Below are 18,758 nucleotides of genomic sequence, written 5' to 3'. Positions count from 1 at the left end.
TGTAGACGATCTGGCCGCCTTCACCCACGGTTTTGGTTGCGGTCAGAACCACATCGACCTTGTCGATGGTGTCGTTGATGGTGGTAGTCGCGCCATCGCCTGCAACCACGAGTTTCTCGAAGTTGCCACCGTTAGTGCCGGTGATCTGGACGGTCTGGGTGCTCTTGTCGATGAACACGTCATCGCCTGGAGCGTCCACCGTCACGGTGCCGACGGTTTCGCCAGCCTTGATGGTGATGGTTTGTTTGTTGTCGAGGGTCAGGGTGACGTCGGTATCCGCTTTATTAGAAAGCGTGGCGGTGTAGGTGATTTTTCCACCTTCACTCACTTCCGAAGGAGCAGTCAGGGTCACAGTTGTAGTGTTATCGGTGCCCGGTGTATCCGTCACGACGGTGGTGACTTTATCAGTGCCCGGAACCAGGTTCTCGAAGTGCGCGCCACCGGCGACTTCTTTAATGCCGGTAGTAACGGTTTGATCACCTTTGTACACGTCATCTGGAGCCACAACCGAAACGGTACCGCTCGACTGGTTCACGCCAATGGTGATGATCTGGTTGTTATCCAGAGTCACAGTCACAGGGCTGGTGATGTTAGTCACCGGCGCGCCGTTCTTATCCACCAAGGTAGCGGTGTAGACGATCTCGCCGCCTTCGCCCACAGTTTTGGTTGCGGTCAGCACCACATCGACCTTGTCGATAGTGTCGTTGATGGTGGTAGTCGCGCCATCGCCTGCAACCACGAGTTTCTCGAAGTTGCCGCCGTCAGTGCCGGTGATCTGGACGGTCTGGGTGCTCTTGTCGATGAACACGTCATCGCCTGGAGCGTCCACTGTCACAGTACCGACGGTTTCACCGGCCTTGATGGTGATGGTTTGCTTGTTGTCGAGGGTCAAGGTGACGTCAGTGTCAGCCTTGTTGCTCAAGGTGGCGGTGTAGGTGATTTTTCCACCTTCACTCACTTCCGACGGAGCCGTCAGGGTCACTGTCGTGGTGTTATCAGTGCCCGGTGTGTCGGTCACGACGGTGGTGACTTTATCAGTGCCCGGAACCAGATTTTCAAAGTGATCGCCACCGGCGACTTCTTTAATGCCGGTAGTGACAGTCTGGTCGCCTTTGTACACGTCATCTGGAGCCACAACCGAGACAGTCCCGCTCGACTGGTTCACACCGATGGTGATGACCTGGTTGTTATCCAGAGTCACAGTCACAGGGCTGGTGATGTTAGTCACCGGCGCGCCGTTCTTATCTACCAAGGTCGCGGTGTAGACGATCTCGCCGCCTTCACCCACGGTTTTGGTCGCGGTCAGCACCACATCGACCTTGTCGATGGTGTCGTTGATCTGCGTTGTCGCCCCACCCGGTGCGATATCAAGCTTCTCGAAACCGCCACCCACGACGTCCGGATTGATCGTGACGTTGATCGGGCCTGCATCTTTGAATACGTCGTCGCTCGGTGCCTTGGACGTCACCTGGCCGGTCGTCTCGCCCTTGGCGATAGTGATGACGTCACCATTGCTCAAGGTCAGGGTCAGGTCGCTGCCGGCCTTGTTGCTCAAGGTCGCGGTGTAGGTGATGTTGCCACCTTCGTCGGCCTCGCCTGGCGCAGTCAGGGTGACGGTGGTGGTGTCGGTGGTGCCGGGTGTGTCGGTCACGGTGGTGTTGACCGGCGTGGTGCCAGGCACCAGGTTCTCGAAATGCGCGCCGCCGGTCACATTGGTGATAGCGGTGGTGACGGTCTGGTTGCCCTCATACACATCGTTTGGCGCAACAGTGCTGGCAGTGCCCGCGGATTGGCCGACGCCAATGGTGATGGTCTGGCCATTGTCCAGCGTCACGGTCAACGGATTGGTGGTGTTGGTGACCGGGTTACCGGCCTTGTCCACCAGCGATGCGGTGTAGACGATCTGACCGCCTTCGCCCACGGTGGTTGTGGCGGTCAGGACCACATCGACCTTGTCGATGGTGTCGTTGACGGTGGTGGTCGCGCCATCGCCTGCCACTTCCAGTTTTTCGAAGTTACCGCCATTAGTCTCGACGATCTTTACCGTTTGCGTGCTTTTGTCGACAAACACATCATCGCCCGGAGCATCGACGGTGACGGAGCCAACGGTTTCACCTGCCTTGATGACGATGGTCGAACCGTTGTCCAGCTTCAGGGTAACGTCGGTGTCCGCTTTATTGGAAAGCGTGGCGATGTAGGTGATCTGACCGCCTTCGCTGACATCGCCAGGCGCAGTCAGCGTCACCGTGGTGGTGTCGACCGAATCGGTGATGGTGGTGACGGCTGGCGTGGTGTTGGGCACCAGGTTTTCAAAGTTGCCACCGGTCGTGCCGGTGATGGTCGTCGTGACGGTGCTGCCGTTGACGTAGACGTCGTTCGCCGGGGTGTCGACCACTACGGTACCGACGGACTCGCCGGCCTTGATGGTGATCACCGAACCGTTGGACAAGGTCACGGTCACCGGGGTTTGCGCCGGGTTGGTCAGCGTCGCGGTGTAGGTGATCTGGCCGCCTTCGGTGACTGTGTTGGTCGCGGTCAGGGTTACGCCGGTGTCGTCGACCGAGTCGGTAATCGTCGTGACGGCTGGTGTGGTGTTGGGCACCAGGTTTTCGAAGTTGCCACCGGTTGCCCCGGTAATGGTGGTGCTGACCGTACTGCCATTGGTGTAGACGTCGTTGGCCGGCGTGTCGACCACCACCGTACCGGTGGACTTACCCGCCTCGATGGTGATGACCGAGCCGTTGCTCAAGGTAATGGTGACAGGCGTCTGCGCCGGGTTGGTCAGCGTCGCGGTGTAGGTGATCTGACCGCCTTCGGTCACCGTTTCGCCTGCTGTCAGGGTCACGGTGGTGGTGTCGATGGTGTCGGTGATCTGGGTGACGGCCGGCGTCGGGTCGACGGTCACGATCAGGTTGTTACCGCCAGTGGTGCCAGTGACGGTGACGCTGATCTGGCCTGGATCGATGTACGGGCTGTCGTTGGGCGCCAGGGGCACATTCACGGAGCCAGTCACCTGGCCGGCCGGGATGGTGATCACCGCGCCGTTGGACAGGGTGACGGTCAGGTTGCTGGTAGACGGCTGGGTCACCGTGGCGGTGTAGGTCAGCACGCCGCCGGCTTCGGTGATGGTCGGGGTGGCGCTCAGCGACAGGGTCGACGGCAAAGGTGCTGCCGTGAGCGGGTCGGTCGGCTGCCCGCCGAGTTCGTTGGTCAACGCATTAGTACCGAACCCCAGGCCTGCCGTCGGGAAACCAATGGACGGATCAACCGAGCCAGCCGTCTCATTGAGCATCACAAAGCTGTGGCCGCCACCGGCAGCGCCCGTGCCAGAAGCTGTCGCGCCTGCGGCAGTGGCTTCCAGGTCGGTGGTCGGGTCAGCGCCGGCGGCAATGGCCTGCTGCAGTTCGGCAACCGAAGGCGCGGCCTGTGCGGTGGCTTGGCTCAGGTCGGTGCTGGAGTCGGGCGCGTTGGCGCTCCACTGGGTATCACGGCCCAGGTCCAGGGTGCGGCCATCGGCCAGCTCCAGGCTGACGGCGCCCGACATGCCGGTGTCTATCTGGTCGCCGGCGAACAGGCGATCACCCTCAACAAGCACCCGACGGGCGCCTTCCGGAGAAATGACGAAAACTTGGCCAACAATGCTTTTGACGATTGCAACAACACTGCTCATTGAAGATTTCTCCGGCGATCCATTCTGTGGGTGTTCCTGTGGCTGAGACCCTATGGGATTCATCAACCTGGGAAGTGCGTAGTTTATAAAACGGGTGACGTCAAATAATTGGCTATATTTTTTGGCGATTTACTTTATGCCAAACTATTGACCTTATTGGCGCCATCCTAAACAATCGCCTCGCTAATGTCACATTGATATTCACGCGGCGAACCGTCCTACATGTGTGAACCAGTTCCGCTTTTGAACTTTCCGACGTACGGTCATTACGGTAGCCATTTTCTAACGCAGCACGCCAAGTTGCTGTGACTTGAGACAAGAAGTCCTGGGGAATTTTTAAATGCGTTTGCACCTGCTTAAGGCAATACCGTTCGTTCTCGCCGCCAGTTTTGTACAAGCCCAAACCCTGCCCCAGGCCATGCAGCAAGCGCTGGATGTGCACCCGGAGATTCAGGCAGGTGTCAACGCTCGTATTGCTGCCGACTATCAGTTACGTGCGGCCAAGGGCGGTTACCTGCCCCGTGTCGACCTGAACGCCGGTTACGGCCGTGAAGGCACCGACAGTTCTTCCACCCGGGCCCGTGGCGGCCACTGGGACACCCTCAATCGCGGTGAATCGAGCCTGCGCCTGCAGCAAATGGTTTTTGACGGTTTTGCCACCTCCAGTGAAGTTGGGCGTCAACAAGCCACCGTTAACTCCCGCGCTTTCTCGTTGCTTGGCACTTCCGAGCGCACAGCATTGACGGTAGCCCAGGTTTACCTGGACGTCCTGACCCGTCGTGAGTTCGTGCGCCTGGCTGAAGACAACCTGCGCAATCACGAGCGCATCTACGACCAGATCAAGTTGCGCACCCAGCGCGGCGTCGGCAGCGGGGCTGACCTGGACCAGGCCGAAGCCCGTCTGGCCCAGGCCCGCAACAACGTGATCACCGAGCAGACCAACCTGGCCGATGCCCAGACCAACTACCTGAGCGCTGTTGGCCAGGAAGCCGATCAGTTGGAGCGTCCGCCAAGCTTCATGGCGCTGCTGCCAGCAGACCTGAACGAAGCGCGCCGCCAGATGCTGGATAACAGCCCGATCCTGCGTTCGGCCGAATCCGACATCGCCGCCGCCGAAAAACAATACGAAGCCGCCAAGTCTTCCTTCTACCCACGCTTCGACGCCGAGTTGGGCCGCAACGCCGACAACAACATCGACGGCGACGCCAGCCACAACAATGGCTGGGAAGCCATGCTGCGCATGCGCTTTAACCTGTATGCCGGTGGCAGCAACAAGGCTGAGCTGGAGTCCAAGTCCTACCAGTCCAACCAGGCTCTGGATATTCGCAACAACGCCCTGCGTCAATTGAACGAAGAACTGGGCCTGGCCTGGAACGCCATGAACAACGCCAATGCCCAGGTGCCGATTGCCCAGCAATACGTCGACCACAGCAGCAAGGTGCGCGGCGCGTACCAAAAGCAATTCAGCCTGGGCGAGCGGACCCTGCTCGACTTGCTCGACAGCGAGAACGAACTGTTCACCGCTTCGCGTCGTCTGGAAGAGATAAAAAACGTTCAGTTATTTACTCAGTACCGAATCAAGGCGACCATGGGCGAGTTGCTCAAGAGCCAGGGAGTGGTCGCACCGATGGCCTCCGTCGTACAGAACGATGTGAAGCCGAAAGTTCAACTGCCTGGGATGAATTGAGCTATTCCTTATAGTCCCATCTGTTAGTTGAGAGAGCCCGCGTGGAATCAGAAGTCAGTCGAGTCCATCTCAGTCATGATCCACGCACATTGCACGACGACCCGTTACTCGACGGGTTGTTGGCTCTCTGCGCCCTGCACCAGAAGCCCGCCAGTGCGGCGATGCTGACCACCGGTCTGCCATTGCCGGCACAGCAGCTGACTGCCGATTTGCTGGCCCGGGCCGCGGCCCGCGCCGGTTTGCAAGGGCGCCTGCTGCAACGCAAGCTCGATTCGATCCCCGCGATTGCCATGCCGGCGTTGTTGTTGCTCAAGGACGGTCGCAGCGCCGTGCTGCTCGGTTGGCAGGGTGAAGACGAAGCCCAGGTGCTGCTCAGCGAAAGCGATGGCGGTGAAACCATCGTCAAGCGTCAAGCCTTGGCCGATGACTACATCGGTAAAGTGTTCTTTGCCCAGCCCCAGCACAAATTCGATGTCAGCCACGGCACCCTGATTCCCCGGGCCCGCTCGTGGTTTCGCGATACCCTCAAGCGTTCGCGCTGGCTCTACGCCGATGCCATCGCCGCCAGTTTCCTGATCAACCTGATTGCCATGGCCGCGCCGCTGTTCGTGATGAACGTCTACGACCGCGTGGTGCCGAACCAGGCCACCGCCACCCTGTGGGTGCTGGCCACCGGTATTTTCATCGCCTACGTCTTCGACCTGGTCCTCAAGAGCCTGCGTAGCCTGTGCCTGGACCTGGCCGGCAAAAAAACCGACCTGATCATCTCGGCCACGCTGTTCGAGCGGATCGTCGGCATGTCGATGAAGTACCGCCCGGCGCGGGTCGGCAGTTTCGCCCAGAACATCCACGAGTTTCAGAGCCTGCGCGATTTTCTCGCGTCCCTGACCCTCACCAGCCTGATCGACCTGCCGTTCACCCTGCTGATCTTCATGGTGATCGCCATCCTCGGCGGGCATCTGGTGTGGATCCCCATGCTGGCCTTCCCGATTGCCCTGGGCATCGGCTACCTGCTGCAAAAGCCGTTGGTCGCCACCATGGAGCGCACCATGGCCCTGGCCTCCGAGCGCCAGTCGAGCCTGATCGAAACCCTGGCCGGGCTGGACGCGGTCAAGGTCAACAACGCCGAAAGCGAGCGCCAGTACCAGTGGGAACAGACCATTGGCACCCTCAGCCGCCTTGAGCTGCGGGTCAAAATGCTCTCCGGGCTGTCGATGAACATCACCCTGCTGATCCAGCAACTGGCGGGTGTGATCATGATTGTCTTCGGGGTCTACCAGATCATCGCCGGCAACCTCAGCATGGGCGGCCTGATTGCCTGCTACATGCTCAGTGGCCGCGCCCTCAGCCCCCTGGCGTCGCTGTCGGGCTTGATGACCCGCTACCAGCAGGCCAAAGTCACCATGGTCTCCACCGACCAGATGATGGAGCTGCCCCAGGAGCGCAACTTCGAAGAGCGCCCCCTGAGCCGCCGCACCCTGCAAGGCGCCATCGAGTGCCGGGGCCTGAACTTTACCTACCCCAACCAGCAGAACATGGCGCTCAAGAACATCAACCTGGTGATCAAGCCCGGCGAGAAAATCGGCATCATCGGGCGTAGCGGTTCGGGCAAGAGTTCCCTGGCCAAGCTGATCGTGGGGCTCTATCAGCCCGACTCTGGCGCCTTGCTGGTAGACGGCGTGGACATTCGCCAGATCGACGTCAGCGAACTGCGCCACAACGTCGGCTATGTGCCCCAGGACATCCAACTGCTGGCCGGTACCCTGCGCGACAACCTGGTCTCCGGCGCCCGCTACGTTGAAGACGAAGTGGTGCTGCAAGCCGCCGAACTGGCGGGCGTCCACGAATTTGCCCGCCTGCATCCGCAAGGCTACGAACTGCAAGTAGGCGAGCGGGGCCAGAACCTTTCTGGCGGCCAGCGACAAAACGTCGCCCTGGCGCGTGCCCTGTTGCTCAACCCGCCTATCCTGCTGCTGGACGAACCGACCAGCGCCATGGACAACACCGGTGAGGAACGCCTCAAACAGCGCCTGCAAGCCGTTGTGGCAAACAAGACCGTGGTGCTGGTGACACACCGGGCGTCGTTGCTGTCTTTGGTGGACCGTTTGCTGGTCATCGACCGTGGGCAGATCCTCGCGGATGGCCCGAAAGCCGTAGTGATGGAAGCGTTGAAGAAGGGGCAGATCAGTGTTGCGTAAATTCAAGGACGCGGTCCGTCGTTACTTCATTGGTTCCGATTCGCTGGACGGCCAGCCACTGCCAGAGGTCAAGAAGGCCCTGATCGAAGATGCCCCGCGCGTCGTGCGGCTGACCATCTGGGGGATCATCGGGTTTTTCCTGTGCATGCTGCTGTGGGCCGGCTTTGCCAAGGTCGACGAAGTCACGCGTGGCGATGGCAAGGCCATCCCATCCTCCAAGCTGCAGAAGATCCAGAACCTGGAAGGCGGCATCGTCGCCGAGCTGTACGTCAAGGAAGGGCAGATCGTCGAAGCCGGCGCGCCGCTGATTCGCCTGGACGACACACGTTTTGTCTCCAACGCCGGGGAAACCGAGGCCCAGCGCCTGTCCCTGCTGTTGCGCATCGAACGCTTGAACGCCCAGGTCGAAGACCGGCCGTTGAATATCCCTGAAGATGTGCGGGCTGCTGCGCCCACCCAGGCGATCAACGAGCAGTCGCTGTACGAAAGCCGGCGCCAGCAGTTCAAGGACGAAATCGGCGGCTTGCAGGAGCAACTGACCCAGCGCCAGCAGGAGATGCGCGAATACACCTCCAAGCAGGGCCAGTACCGTAACCAACTGTCGTTGCAGCGCCAGGAAATCAACATGTCCGAACCCCTGGTCGCCCAGGGGGCGGTGTCGCCGGTGGAAGTGCTGCGCCTCAAGCGCGCAGAAATGGAAACCCGTGGCCAGCTGGACGCCACCACCCTGGCCATCCCCCGCGCCGATTCGGCGATCAAGGAAGTGCAGCGCAAGATCGACGAGACCCGCGGTAAATACCGCAGCGAAGCCCTGACCGAACTCAACGAAGCACGCACCGACTTGAACAAGGCCCAGGCCACCGGCAAAGCCCTCGAAGACCGGGTGAGCCGGACCCTGGTCACCTCGCCGGTGCGCGGGATCGTCAAGCAACTGCTGGTCAACACCATCGGCGGGGTGATCCAGCCGGGCAGCGACATGGTGGAAATCGTGCCGTTGGACGACACCCTGCTGGTGGAAGCCAAGATCCGCCCGCAAGACATTGCTTTCCTGCACCCGGGGCAAGAGGCCGTGGTCAAGTTCACCGCCTATGACTACACCATCTACGGCGGCCTCAAGGCCAAGCTGGAGCGCATCGGTGCCGATACCATCACCGACGAAGACAAGAAAACCACCTACTACATGATCACCTTGCGCACCGATCGCAGCCACCTGGGCACCGATGAGAAGCCGTTGATCATCATCCCCGGCATGGTCGCCTCGGTCGATATCATCACCGGCAAGAAAACCATCCTCAGCTACCTGCTCAAGCCCATCATCAAGGCCCGGGCGGAGTCGTTGCAGGAGCGTTGATCTCGATTGCCTGGCCTGGCCTCATCGCAGGCAAGCCAGCTCCCACATTGGATCGGTTTACACGGTCAAAATGTGGGAGCTGGCTTGCCTGCGATAGGGCCCTCAACTCCACCACACTTTCCGGCCTCAACCCCTTAAAAGGCCATATAGTTATTCTCTAACGGTATTTAAATTCCAGTTCTTATATCTATAAAGTCACTCTCCTGACTGCCAGGGAGTGATCTCATGTCCACCGCCACAGCCGCCTTGCCCACCGCCCAAACCTTCGACATCCGCCCATTCCCCGGCAGCGTAGGCGCCGAGATCATCGGCCTGGATCTGTCGCGTCCGGTCAACGACCAGGATTTCGCCCGCATCCACCGCGCGCACCTGGACCACCATGTGGTGGTGTTCCGCGACCAGCGCATCACCCCTGAGCAACAGATCGCCTTCAGCCGCCGTTTCGGCGTGTTGCAGATCCATGTGCTCAAACAGTTCCTGCTGGCCAACCACCCGGAAATCCTCATCGTCTCCAACATCATCGAAAACGGTCAATCCGTCGGCCTGGGCGACGCTGGCAAGTTCTGGCACTCGGACCTGTCGTACAAGGAACTGCCGAGCCTGGGTTCGATGCTCCACGCCCAGGAGTTGCCGTCCGAAGGCGGCGACACGCTGTTTGCCGACATGCACAAAGCCTGGGACCAACTGCCCGAGCATCTGCGCCAAGCCGTGCAGGGCCGCAGCGCCGCGCACTCCTACACCGCGCGCTACAGCGAAACCAAATTCGAAGGCAACTGGCGCCCAACCCTGACCCCCGAACAACTGGCCCAGGTCGCCGAGGTGGTGCACCCGGTGGTGCGCACCCACCCGGAAAACGGGCGCAAGGCACTGTTCGTCAGTGAAGGATTCACCACCCGTATCGTCGGCCTGCCCGAAGACGAAAGCCGCGACCTGCTGGCCCAGCTCTACGCCCACAGCGTCCACCCGCACAACATCTACCGCCATAGCTGGCAGCCCCACGACCTGGTGTTCTGGGATAACCGCTCGCTGATCCACCTGGCCGCCGGTTGCCCCAGCCACCTGCGCCGCAAGCTGTTTCGCACCACCATCCAGGGCGACGCCCCCTTCTGATTCGGAGCATGACCATGTCCAGCAAAACCCCCTTTGCACGATTGGCCGCGACCGTGGGCCTTGGCATCAGCCTGTTGGCCGGCAGTCTGGTTGCCCCGACTGTCGCCCAGGCCGAAGGCCAGATTCGCATTGCCGAGCAGTTCGGCATCGTTTACCTGCTGCTCAACGTGGTGCGCGACCAGAACCTGATCGAGAAATACGGCAAGCAGGAAGGTATCGACATCAAGGTCGACTGGACCCAGTTGTCCGGCGGCGCGGCGGTCAATGACGCGCTGCTTTCCGGCTCCATCGACATTGCCGGCGCCGGTGTCGGCCCGCTGCTGACCATCTGGGACCGCACCCACGGCAAGCAGAACGTCAAGGCCGTGGCCTCCCTGGGCAACTTCCCGTACTACCTGGTCAGCAACAATCCCAAGGTCAAGACCATTGCAGACTTCACCGAGAAAGACCGCATCGCCGTGCCGGCCGTGGGGGTTTCCGTGCAGTCGCGGTTCTTGCAATACGCTGCGGCCAAGCAATGGGGCGACAAGGAATTCAATCGCCTGGATAAATACACCATCGCCGTGCCGCACCCCGACGCCACGGCCGCGCTGATCGCCGGCGGCACCGAGCTGACCGGGCACTTCTCCAACCCGCCGTTCCAGGATCAGGCCCTGGCCAACCCGAACGTGCATGTGGTGCTCAACACCTATGACCTGCTGGGGCCGAACTCGCCGACCGTGTTGTTCGCCACCGAGAAGTTTCGCAACGACAACCCGAAAACCTACAAGGCCTTCATCGATGCCCTGACCGAGGCCGCGCAGTTCGCCCAGAACGACAAGGGCGCCGCCGCCGACACCTATATCCGGGTGACCAAGGCCAAGATCGACCGGGCCGAGTTGCTGAAAATCATCGACAACCCGCAATTTGAGTTCAGCGTCACGCCGAAAAACACCTACCCACTGGCTGAATTCCTCTACCGCGTGGGCGCGATCAAGAACAAACCCGAGTCGTGGAAGGATTACTTCTTCCAGGATGCCAAGCCGCTGCAAGGGAGCTGAGATGAACGCGCCTTTGCAAGGCCACACGGCCAGCAACCTGAGTCCCGCCCAAGCCTTGCTCGCGGTGGATCAAGTCAGCCTGGAATACCGCACCCCCGAACGGGTGGTGCGGGCCACTCACCAGGTCAGCTTCGAGATCGATCCGGCTGATCGCTTTGTACTGCTGGGGCCTTCGGGCTGCGGCAAATCCACGCTGCTCAAGGCGGTGGCCGGCTTTATCAAGCCCTGCGAAGGCGAGATCCGCCTGCTGGGGCAAAAGGTCGAGCAACCGGGCCCGGATCGCATCGTGGTGTTCCAGGAGTTCGACCAACTGCCGCCCTGGAAAACCGTCAAGCAGAACGTGATGTTCCCGTTGCTGGCGTCCCGGACCCTCAAGCGCCGCGAAGCTGAGGAGCGGGCGTTGTACTACCTCGACAAGGTCGGTTTGAGCGCCTTTGCCGACGCCTATCCGCACACCCTGTCCGGTGGCATGAAGGCGCGGGTGGCGATTGCCCGGGCGTTGGCCATGCAGCCGAAAATCCTGCTGATGGACGAGCCCTTCGCCGCCCTCGATGCCCTGACCCGGCGCAAGATGCAGGAGGAGTTGCTGCTGCTGTGGGAAGAGGTGCGCTTCACCCTGCTGTTTGTCACCCACTCCATCGAAGAAGCCCTGGTGGTGGGCAATCGCATCCTGTTGCTGTCGCCCCATCCAGGGCGGGTGCGCGCCGAAATCCACAGCCATCAATACGACCTGCACAGCCTCGGCGGTGTGGCGTTCCAGGCGTCAGCACGGCGTATTCATCGCCTGTTGTTCGATGAGTCGCCCGAGGCAGAAACCGAACTGGATTTCGCCGACATCCGCATCGCTTATTGAAGGACTGTGCCCATGCGCCAGGAATATGAAATCACCCTGCAACCGCTGCCCGGCGTGCCCGTGGAACGCGCCTTACCCCTGCGCCAACGCCTGTGGCAACAAGGCTGGCTGCGCAAGGGCCTGATCCTGATCGTGCTGGCGATCCTCTGGGAAGCGGCGGCGCGCTATCAGAACAACGACCTGCTGCTGCCCAGCTTCTTGCAGACCTTCCACGCCTTCTACGACGGCATTGCCAGCGGCGAGTTGCTGGGCAAGGTCAGCATCTCGCTGGTGGTGCTGCTCAAGGGCTACCTGATCGGCATCGTCCTGGCATTTGCCCTGACCACCCTGGCGGTCTCGACCCAGATGGGCCGCGACCTGCTGAGCACCCTGACCTCGATGTTCAACCCGCTGCCGGCGATTGCCCTGCTGCCCCTGGCGCTGTTGTGGTTTGGCCTGGGGCAGAACAGCCTGATTTTTGTGCTGGTGCACTCGGTGCTGTGGGCCTTGGCGCTCAACACCTACTCGGGGTTTATGGGGGTGTCGGAAACCCTGCGCATGGCCGGGCGCAACTACGGCCTCAAGGGCATGCGCTTTGTGCTGTTTATCCTGATCCCGGCGGCGCTGCCATCGATCCTCGCTGGCCTGAAGATCGGCTGGGCCTTTGCCTGGCGCACGCTGATCGCCGCCGAACTGGTGTTCGGCGCCACCAGCGGCAAGGGCGGCCTGGGCTGGTACATCTTCCAGAACCGCAACGAGTTGTACACCGACAAGGTATTCGCCGGGCTGGCGGTAGTGATCCTGATCGGCCTGCTCGTGGAAAACCTGGTGTTCGACACCCTCGAGCGCGTCACCGTGAAGCGCTGGGGCATGCAGCGCTAAATAGGAATTATTGCTCTTTGGCCGCTATGAGTCCGATAATGCCGCCCGAACCTGACGCCGCCCTGGCGTCAGGCCTGGCCGGTAAAAGGATTTACGAACATGCGGTTTCTTGTCTTGGCTGCAGCCTTACTCGCGTCGACAGCGGTTTTTGCCGGGTTTGAGCCTGAAGTGGTGTTCACGGTCAAGCCGGTGTACCCCAAGACCCTGACAACCACCCAGGGGCATGCGCGGATCAGCCTCAAGATCCACAACGACGGATCGGTCAGCGATGTAAAAGCGCTCAATGCCACCAAGCCCGCCTTTGGCGAAGCGGCTGTCGGTGCGGCCAAGCAATGGCGCTTCAAGCCGTGGACAGTGAGCGCCGAGCGGCCTGCGGTGGTCGAGGCGCGCAACGATATGCTGTTTTCGCCCGAGCCCATCAGCCGTGAAGGGGTGCAACTGAACTTTACCGAGGTGAAGTTTCAATCCTGCCGTGACTTGAGCGAGGAGGTCAGCCAGTTCCGCCGCGAGCATCCCACCCGCCCTTTGAGTGCCATGAAGAGCTTCGCCATCACCCGCGTTGCGGTGATGCTGCCGGCGTTCAGTGGCAAAACTACCTATGCCGACGGCCTGGTCCTGGCCGATCAGCTGGAAAACTTATTGCCGGAAATCGTCCGCCAGTGTCAGGCCAATCCCACCGCCACCTACGCCGATTACCTGCCGCATAGCCTGAAACAGTACCGATAAAGCCTGCTACGATTGCATGCGCTGTACTCCACATTCATCACGAGTGCTTGGCATGCAATTACCGGACATGAACCTGCTGGTGGCCCTCGACGCCTTGCTCGACGAGGGCAGTGTGGTGGGCGCCGCACGGCGGATGAACCTCAGCCCGGCGGCGATGAGCCGCACCCTGACGCGCATCCGCGAGGCTGTCGGCGATCCGATCCTGGTGCGCGCCGGGCGCGGCCTGGTGCCCACGCCCAAGGCCCTGGAGTTGCAGGGCCAGGTGCGCAACGTGGTGGAGCAGGCGGCGTTGCTGTTCCGCTCGGCGGACGAGGTCGACCTGAGCACTTTGCGCCGGCGGTTCAGCGTGCGTGCCAATGACTTTTTTGTCGGCGTGTATGGCGGTCGTTTGTTCGATGCCATGGAACGGGTGGCGCCCCACTGCGAGCTGCGTTTTGTGCCGGAAGGCGACAGTGACGATGAAGCCTTGCGCGAAGGGCGCCTGGACCTGCGCGTCGGCAACACCATGCCGATCACCCCGGAAGTGAAGGTGCAGAACCTGTTCTCCACCACCTTCGTCGGCCTGGCCCGTGAAGGCCACCCGCTGTTCGACGAAGAAATCACTGCGGCGCGCTTTGCCAGCTACTCCCATATCAGCATCTCCCGGCGTGGTATCGCCCGTGGGCCGATCGACACTGCCCTCAGTGCCCAGGGCCTGGAGCGCCGGGTGGCGATGATCGCGCCGGGGTTTCACGGTGCGATGTTCATGCTGCCCGACTCCGACCTGATCCTGCCGGTGCCCAAGGAAGCGCTGTACAGCGCCAATCGCCTGAAACTGCCACTGCGCGCATTCACCCTGCCGATTTCCCTGCCGACCCTGGTCCTGACCCAGGCCTGGCACCCGCGCTTCGACAAAGACCCGGCGCACCGATGGCTGCGCGAAACCATGCGCGAAAGCTGCGCGGCGACCTGGCGCGAAGCCCAGCCGGTCTGATGACCCCGATCAAATGTAGGAGCTGGCTTGCCTGCGATAGCGGTGTGTCAGCTAACGCATCTGTAACTGATACACCGCTATCGCAGGCAAGCCAGCTCCTACATTCAATCATTGCGTCTGATGCAGTTATAACCTTCCCACAAGTCAGTTTTCGTCATGTCTAAGCCTTATTAAACTGCTCGGGTATTCTATTGCCGAGTTGTACCTTCATGACTTCCCTCGCTGCCCCCGCGCCCTTGGCCGCCGCCAAACCCGCCGCCGTCAGCCCCCCTGTGTTCGGCCCACGGATCATCATCGGCCTGGTCGGCGTGCTGCTGGCGGTACTGGTCTCGGGCCTGAACGAAATGGTGACCAAGGTCGCCCTCGCCGATATCCGCGGTGCGCTGTACATCGGGTTTGACGAAGGTACCTGGCTGGTTGCTGCCTACACCGCCACTTCCGTCTCGGCCATGGCCTTTGCGCCGTGGTGTTCGGTGACGTTTTCGCTGCGCCGCTTCACCCTGTGGGCCATCGGCCTGTTTACCCTGCTGGGGGTGCTTTGCCCGCTGGCGCCGAATTATGAAAGCCTGCTGTTACTGCGCACCCTGCAAGGCCTGGCCGGTGGAGCCTTGCCGCCGATGCTGATGACCGTGGCCCTGCGTTTCTTGCCGGCCCACGTCAAGCTCTACGGCCTGGCCGGCTACGCCCTGACCGCCACTTTCGGCCCCAGCCTCGGCACACCGTTGGCGGCACTCTGGACCGAATACGTCGGCTGGCAGTGGGCGTTCTGGCAGATCGTCGCACCGTGCCTGCTGGCCATGGCCGCCGTGGCCTACGGCTTGCCCCAGGACCCGCTGCGCCTGGAGCGCCTCAAGCAGTTCAACTGGCGCGGCCTGCTGCTGGGTTTTCCGGCGATCTGCATGCTGGTGATCGGCATTTTGCAGGGCAACCGCCTGGACTGGTTCGAGTCGCCGCTGATCACCACGCTGCTGATTGGCGGGGTGCTGTTGCTGGTGCTGTTCATGCTCAATGAATGGTCACACCCGATGCCGTTCTTCAAGTTGCAGATGCTCGGCCTGCGCAACCTGGCCTTCGCCCTGATCGTGTTGGCCGGGGTGCTGGTGGTGTTGCAGGCGGTGATCATCCTGCCGTCCAGCTACCTGGCGCAGGTGCAGGGTTACCGGCCGCTGCAAACCGCGCCGGTGATGCTGATCATGGCGCTGCCGCAGTTGCTCGCGCTGCCCCTGGTGGCCGCCCTGTGCAACCTGCGCTGGGTGGATTGCCGCTGGGTGCTGGGGATTGGCCTGGGCATGCTGACCTTGTCCTGCCTTGGCGGCGCGCAACTGACCTCGGCGTGGATCCGGGATGAGTTCTACGTGCTGCAACTGCTGCAAATCTTCGGGCAGCCGATGGCGGTGTTGCCGCTGTTGATGCTGTCCACCGGCAGCATCGTGCCCACCGACGGGCCGTTTGCCTCGGCCTGGTTCAACACGGTCAAGGGCCTGGCGGCGGTGGTCGCCACCGGGGTGATCGAGGTGCTGACCACCCACCGCCTGCATTTCCACTCGACCATGCTGGTGGACGCCCTGGGTAACTCACCCCTGGCTGACAGCGATGCCACGGGCCTTGCCCACCGCCTGCACCAGCAGGCCGTGGTGCTGACTTCTGCGGATCTTTATTACGTCATGGCCGGTGTCGCGGTGGCGTTGATCCTCCTGATTTTCTGGATGCCGACGCGGATTTTCCCGCCGCGCGCACCCGCTTGATTGTTGACTGAAACAAAGGATTTTTATGAAACGCAAAGACCAGATTGCCGTGACTGTTATCAGCGTATTCGCCGTGGGCGCGCTGGTGTACCTGCTGGCGCCGGGTGTGTTTGGCAGCAAGCGCCAGACCACCAACGACGCCTTCGTCGCCGCCGACTACACCTTGGTGGCACCACGGGTCGCCGGGTTTATCAAAGAGGTGTTGGTGGAGGACAACCAGCAGGTCAAGGCCGGGCAGTTGCTGGCGCTGATCGATGACCGCGACTTGCGCGCCGCCGCCCAGGCCGCCGATGCCGAAACCCTGATGGCCCAGGCCCAGCTGAAAAACGCAGTGGCCACCCTTGAGCGGCAAAGCTCGGTGATCGCCCAGGCCCAGGCCACGGTGGCCGCCGACCGCGCCGAAGTGGCCTTTGCCGAGCACGAATTGAACCGCTACAACCACCTTGCCGGAGTTGGCGCAGGTACCGTGCAGAACGCCCAGCAAGCCAGGACCCGCATCGACCAGGCCACCGCGCGCCTGGCCAACGCCACGGCGGTATTGGCCGCCGAGCGCAAGCAGGTGGAAATCCTCAGCGCCCAGCGCGATGCCGCCGAAGGTGGCTTGAAGCGTGCCCAGGCCGCGCTGGAAATGGCCAGCTATCAACTGTCGTACACGCGCATTGTCGCGCCGGTGGATGGCATGGTCGGCGAGCGGGCGGTGCGGGTCGGTGCCTTTGTCACCCCGGGTAGCAAGATCCTCGCCGTGGTGCCGTTGGCCGACGCGTATGTGGTGGCCAATTTCCAGGAAAACCAACTGTCCCACATGCACGCCGGCCAGGCGGTTGAAGTGCGGGTCGACAGCCTTGACGGTGAAGTCCTCAACGGCCACCTGGAAAGCCTGGCACCGGCCACGGGCGTGACCTTCGCTTCGGTCAAGCCCGACAACGCCACCGGCAATTTCACCAAGGTGGTGCAGCGCATCCCGGTGAAAATCATCCTGGAGCCGGGCCAGGCGCAGGTTCATCGCCTGCGGGTCGGGATGTCGGTGGAGGCCAGCGTCAACACACAGCCCAGCGCGCAGCAACGTGAGGTGGCGCAGCAATGAGAAAACTCGCGCTGCTTACTCTCAGCCTGATCAGCCTGGGCGCTTGCACCGTCGGCCCGGATTTTAAGCGCCCCGACGCCCAGCCAGCGGCGCACTGGGCCGAGCCCCAGGGGCGCCAGGCCGCCAGCCGTGCGGTCAGCGACCCATTGGAAGAGCAGTGGTGGGACGTGTTCCACGACCCGCAACTGTCGGCCCTGGTGCGCCGGGCACTGAGTGACAACCTCGACCTGAAACTGGCCAGCAGCCGCCTGCAACAGAGCCGCGCGGTGCGCCAGGTGACGACTGCCGAGCGCTACCCGCAGGTCAGCGCCGACGGCAACTATGGCCGCAAACGCAATAGCGCCAACGGCCTGAGCGATCCCTCCGGCAATAACGGCCGTTCGGCCTTCAACCTGTGGGACGCAGGCTTTGCGGCCTCCTGGGAACTGGACTTCTGGGGCCGGGTACGGCGCGAAACCGAAGCCGCCGACGCCACCCTGCAAGTGGCCGAAAACGACCGCCGCAGTGTGCTGCTGTCGGTCTTGGCCGAGACTGCCCAGGACTACATCCAGCTACGCGGCGTGCAAAGTACCCGTGCGGTCACCGAGCAAAACCTCGACGTCGCACGGCGCAGCCTGAAGCTCTCGCAACTGCGCTTGGCCGATGGCGTGGCCACCCACCTGGATGTCGCTGAAGCTGCGGCGCAAGTGGCCGCCATCGAAGCGCGCCTGCCGGATTTGCAGCAGCGCCAGGACCAGTTGATCAACGCCCTGAGCCTGCTGATGGGCCAGGCCCCGCAAGCCTTGCATGCACAACTGTCGCCGGACGCGGCGGTGCCCCAGACCCAGCGCCAGGTTGCGATTGGCCTGCCGTCGCAACTGGCACAGCGCCGCCCGGATATCCGCCAGGCCGAGGCGCGCCTGCATGCGGCGACCGCGAGCATCGGCGTGGCCAAGGGCGACTTCTACCCACGGATCACCCTGTCAGGCAGCCTCGGTTCCCAGGCCATGCAATTGTCGGATCTGGGCTCCTGGGGCTCACGCACCTTTGCTTTCGGCCCATCGCTGAGCCTGCCGCTGTTCAACGGCGGCCGCCTGCAAGGCATGCTCGATCTGCGCGAAGCCCAGCAGCAGGAAGCGGCCCTGGCGTACCAGCAGACCGTGTTGCGCGCCTGGCATGAAATCGACGACCAGTTGACCCGCTACAACGCCAGCCAATTGCGCCGCGACAGCCTCGCCGAAGCCGTGCGCCAGAACCAGATTGCCCTGGACACCGCCCAGCACCAGTACGTCGAAGGGGTGGTGGATTTCGTCAACGTGCTCACGGTGCAGAGCGCCTTGCTGGCGACCCAGGAGCAATGGGTGGAAAGCTCCACCGGCGTGTCCCTGGCCATGGTCGGCTTGTACAAGGCATTGGGCGGGGGCTGGGAGTCGGTGTATCCGTTGCAGACCGCCGGGCGGTAACTGATAAAGTTTTTTGCC

13 protein-coding genes are annotated in these 18,758 nt (G+C 62.1%); 12 read left to right on the top strand and 1 reads right to left on the bottom strand.

Annotated elements, in window-relative coordinates; all coding sequences use genetic code 11:
* Window positions 1-3,670, bottom strand: a 3,670-nt coding sequence (locus HBO11_RS23150) for a retention module-containing protein (RefSeq protein ID WP_170058994.1), incomplete at its 3' end; no start/stop codon positions are given.
* A 340-nt stretch (window positions 3,671-4,010) separates the two neighbouring features.
* On the opposite strand from HBO11_RS23150, the gene HBO11_RS23145 reads away from it, so the two are divergent.
* The 12 genes from HBO11_RS23145 (at window position 4,011) to HBO11_RS23090 (ending at window position 18,740) form a co-directional block, all read left to right on the top strand.
* Complete coding sequence (locus HBO11_RS23145) at window positions 4,011-5,357, top strand: TolC family outer membrane protein (protein WP_029298771.1); 1,347 nt, start codon at window positions 4,011-4,013, stop codon at window positions 5,355-5,357.
* Window positions 5,358-5,398: 41 nt separating this feature from the next.
* Window positions 5,399-7,555, top strand: a complete 2,157-nt coding sequence (locus tag HBO11_RS23140; protein WP_169954001.1) for a type I secretion system permease/ATPase — start codon at window positions 5,399-5,401, stop codon at window positions 7,553-7,555.
* Window positions 7,545-8,906, top strand: coding sequence for an HlyD family type I secretion periplasmic adaptor subunit (locus HBO11_RS23135; protein ID WP_029298775.1), 1,362 nt, complete (start codon window positions 7,545-7,547; stop codon window positions 8,904-8,906). The genes HBO11_RS23140 and HBO11_RS23135 overlap by 11 nt, the downstream gene beginning before the upstream one ends.
* Window positions 8,907-9,131: 225 nt before the next feature.
* Window positions 9,132-10,016 (top strand): TauD/TfdA family dioxygenase, encoded by an 885-nt coding sequence (locus HBO11_RS23130; RefSeq protein WP_169954000.1) that lies wholly within the window; start codon window positions 9,132-9,134, stop codon window positions 10,014-10,016.
* A gap of 14 nt (window positions 10,017-10,030) precedes the next feature.
* Window positions 10,031-11,056 (top strand): ABC transporter substrate-binding protein, encoded by a 1,026-nt coding sequence (locus tag HBO11_RS23125; RefSeq protein WP_169953999.1) that lies wholly within the window; start codon window positions 10,031-10,033, stop codon window positions 11,054-11,056.
* Window position 11,057: 1 nt separating this feature from the next.
* Window positions 11,058-11,909, top strand: coding sequence for an ABC transporter ATP-binding protein (locus HBO11_RS23120; RefSeq protein ID WP_169953998.1), 852 nt, complete (start codon window positions 11,058-11,060; stop codon window positions 11,907-11,909).
* Between the two features lie 12 nt (window positions 11,910-11,921).
* On the top strand, window positions 11,922-12,770 hold the full coding sequence (locus HBO11_RS23115) for an ABC transporter permease (RefSeq protein ID WP_057438937.1): 849 nt from the start codon (window positions 11,922-11,924) through the stop codon (window positions 12,768-12,770).
* A gap of 99 nt (window positions 12,771-12,869) precedes the next feature.
* The gene (locus HBO11_RS23110; protein WP_169953997.1) at window positions 12,870-13,496 is read left to right on the top strand and encodes a TonB family protein; all 627 of its coding nucleotides are present in this window, start codon (window positions 12,870-12,872) and stop codon (window positions 13,494-13,496) included.
* A gap of 52 nt (window positions 13,497-13,548) precedes the next feature.
* On the top strand, window positions 13,549-14,469 hold the full coding sequence (locus HBO11_RS23105; protein ID WP_169953996.1) for a LysR family transcriptional regulator: 921 nt from the start codon (window positions 13,549-13,551) through the stop codon (window positions 14,467-14,469).
* A 209-nt stretch (window positions 14,470-14,678) separates the two neighbouring features.
* Window positions 14,679-16,214 (top strand): MFS transporter, encoded by a 1,536-nt coding sequence (locus HBO11_RS23100; RefSeq protein ID WP_169953995.1) that lies wholly within the window; start codon window positions 14,679-14,681, stop codon window positions 16,212-16,214.
* A 25-nt stretch (window positions 16,215-16,239) separates the two neighbouring features.
* The gene (locus HBO11_RS23095; protein WP_169953994.1) at window positions 16,240-17,298 is read left to right on the top strand and encodes an HlyD family secretion protein; all 1,059 of its coding nucleotides are present in this window, start codon (window positions 16,240-16,242) and stop codon (window positions 17,296-17,298) included.
* On the top strand, window positions 17,295-18,740 hold the full coding sequence (locus tag HBO11_RS23090; protein ID WP_169953993.1) for an efflux transporter outer membrane subunit: 1,446 nt from the start codon (window positions 17,295-17,297) through the stop codon (window positions 18,738-18,740). The genes HBO11_RS23095 and HBO11_RS23090 overlap by 4 nt, the downstream gene beginning before the upstream one ends.
* Window positions 18,741-18,758 lie beyond the last annotated feature (18 nt).

Origin of the sequence: Pseudomonas sp. WS 5010 (genome assembly GCF_012985565.1) — a bacterium.
Taxonomy (GTDB): domain Bacteria; phylum Pseudomonadota; class Gammaproteobacteria; order Pseudomonadales; family Pseudomonadaceae; genus Aquipseudomonas.
This window is presented reverse-complemented; position numbering and strand designations above follow the sequence as displayed.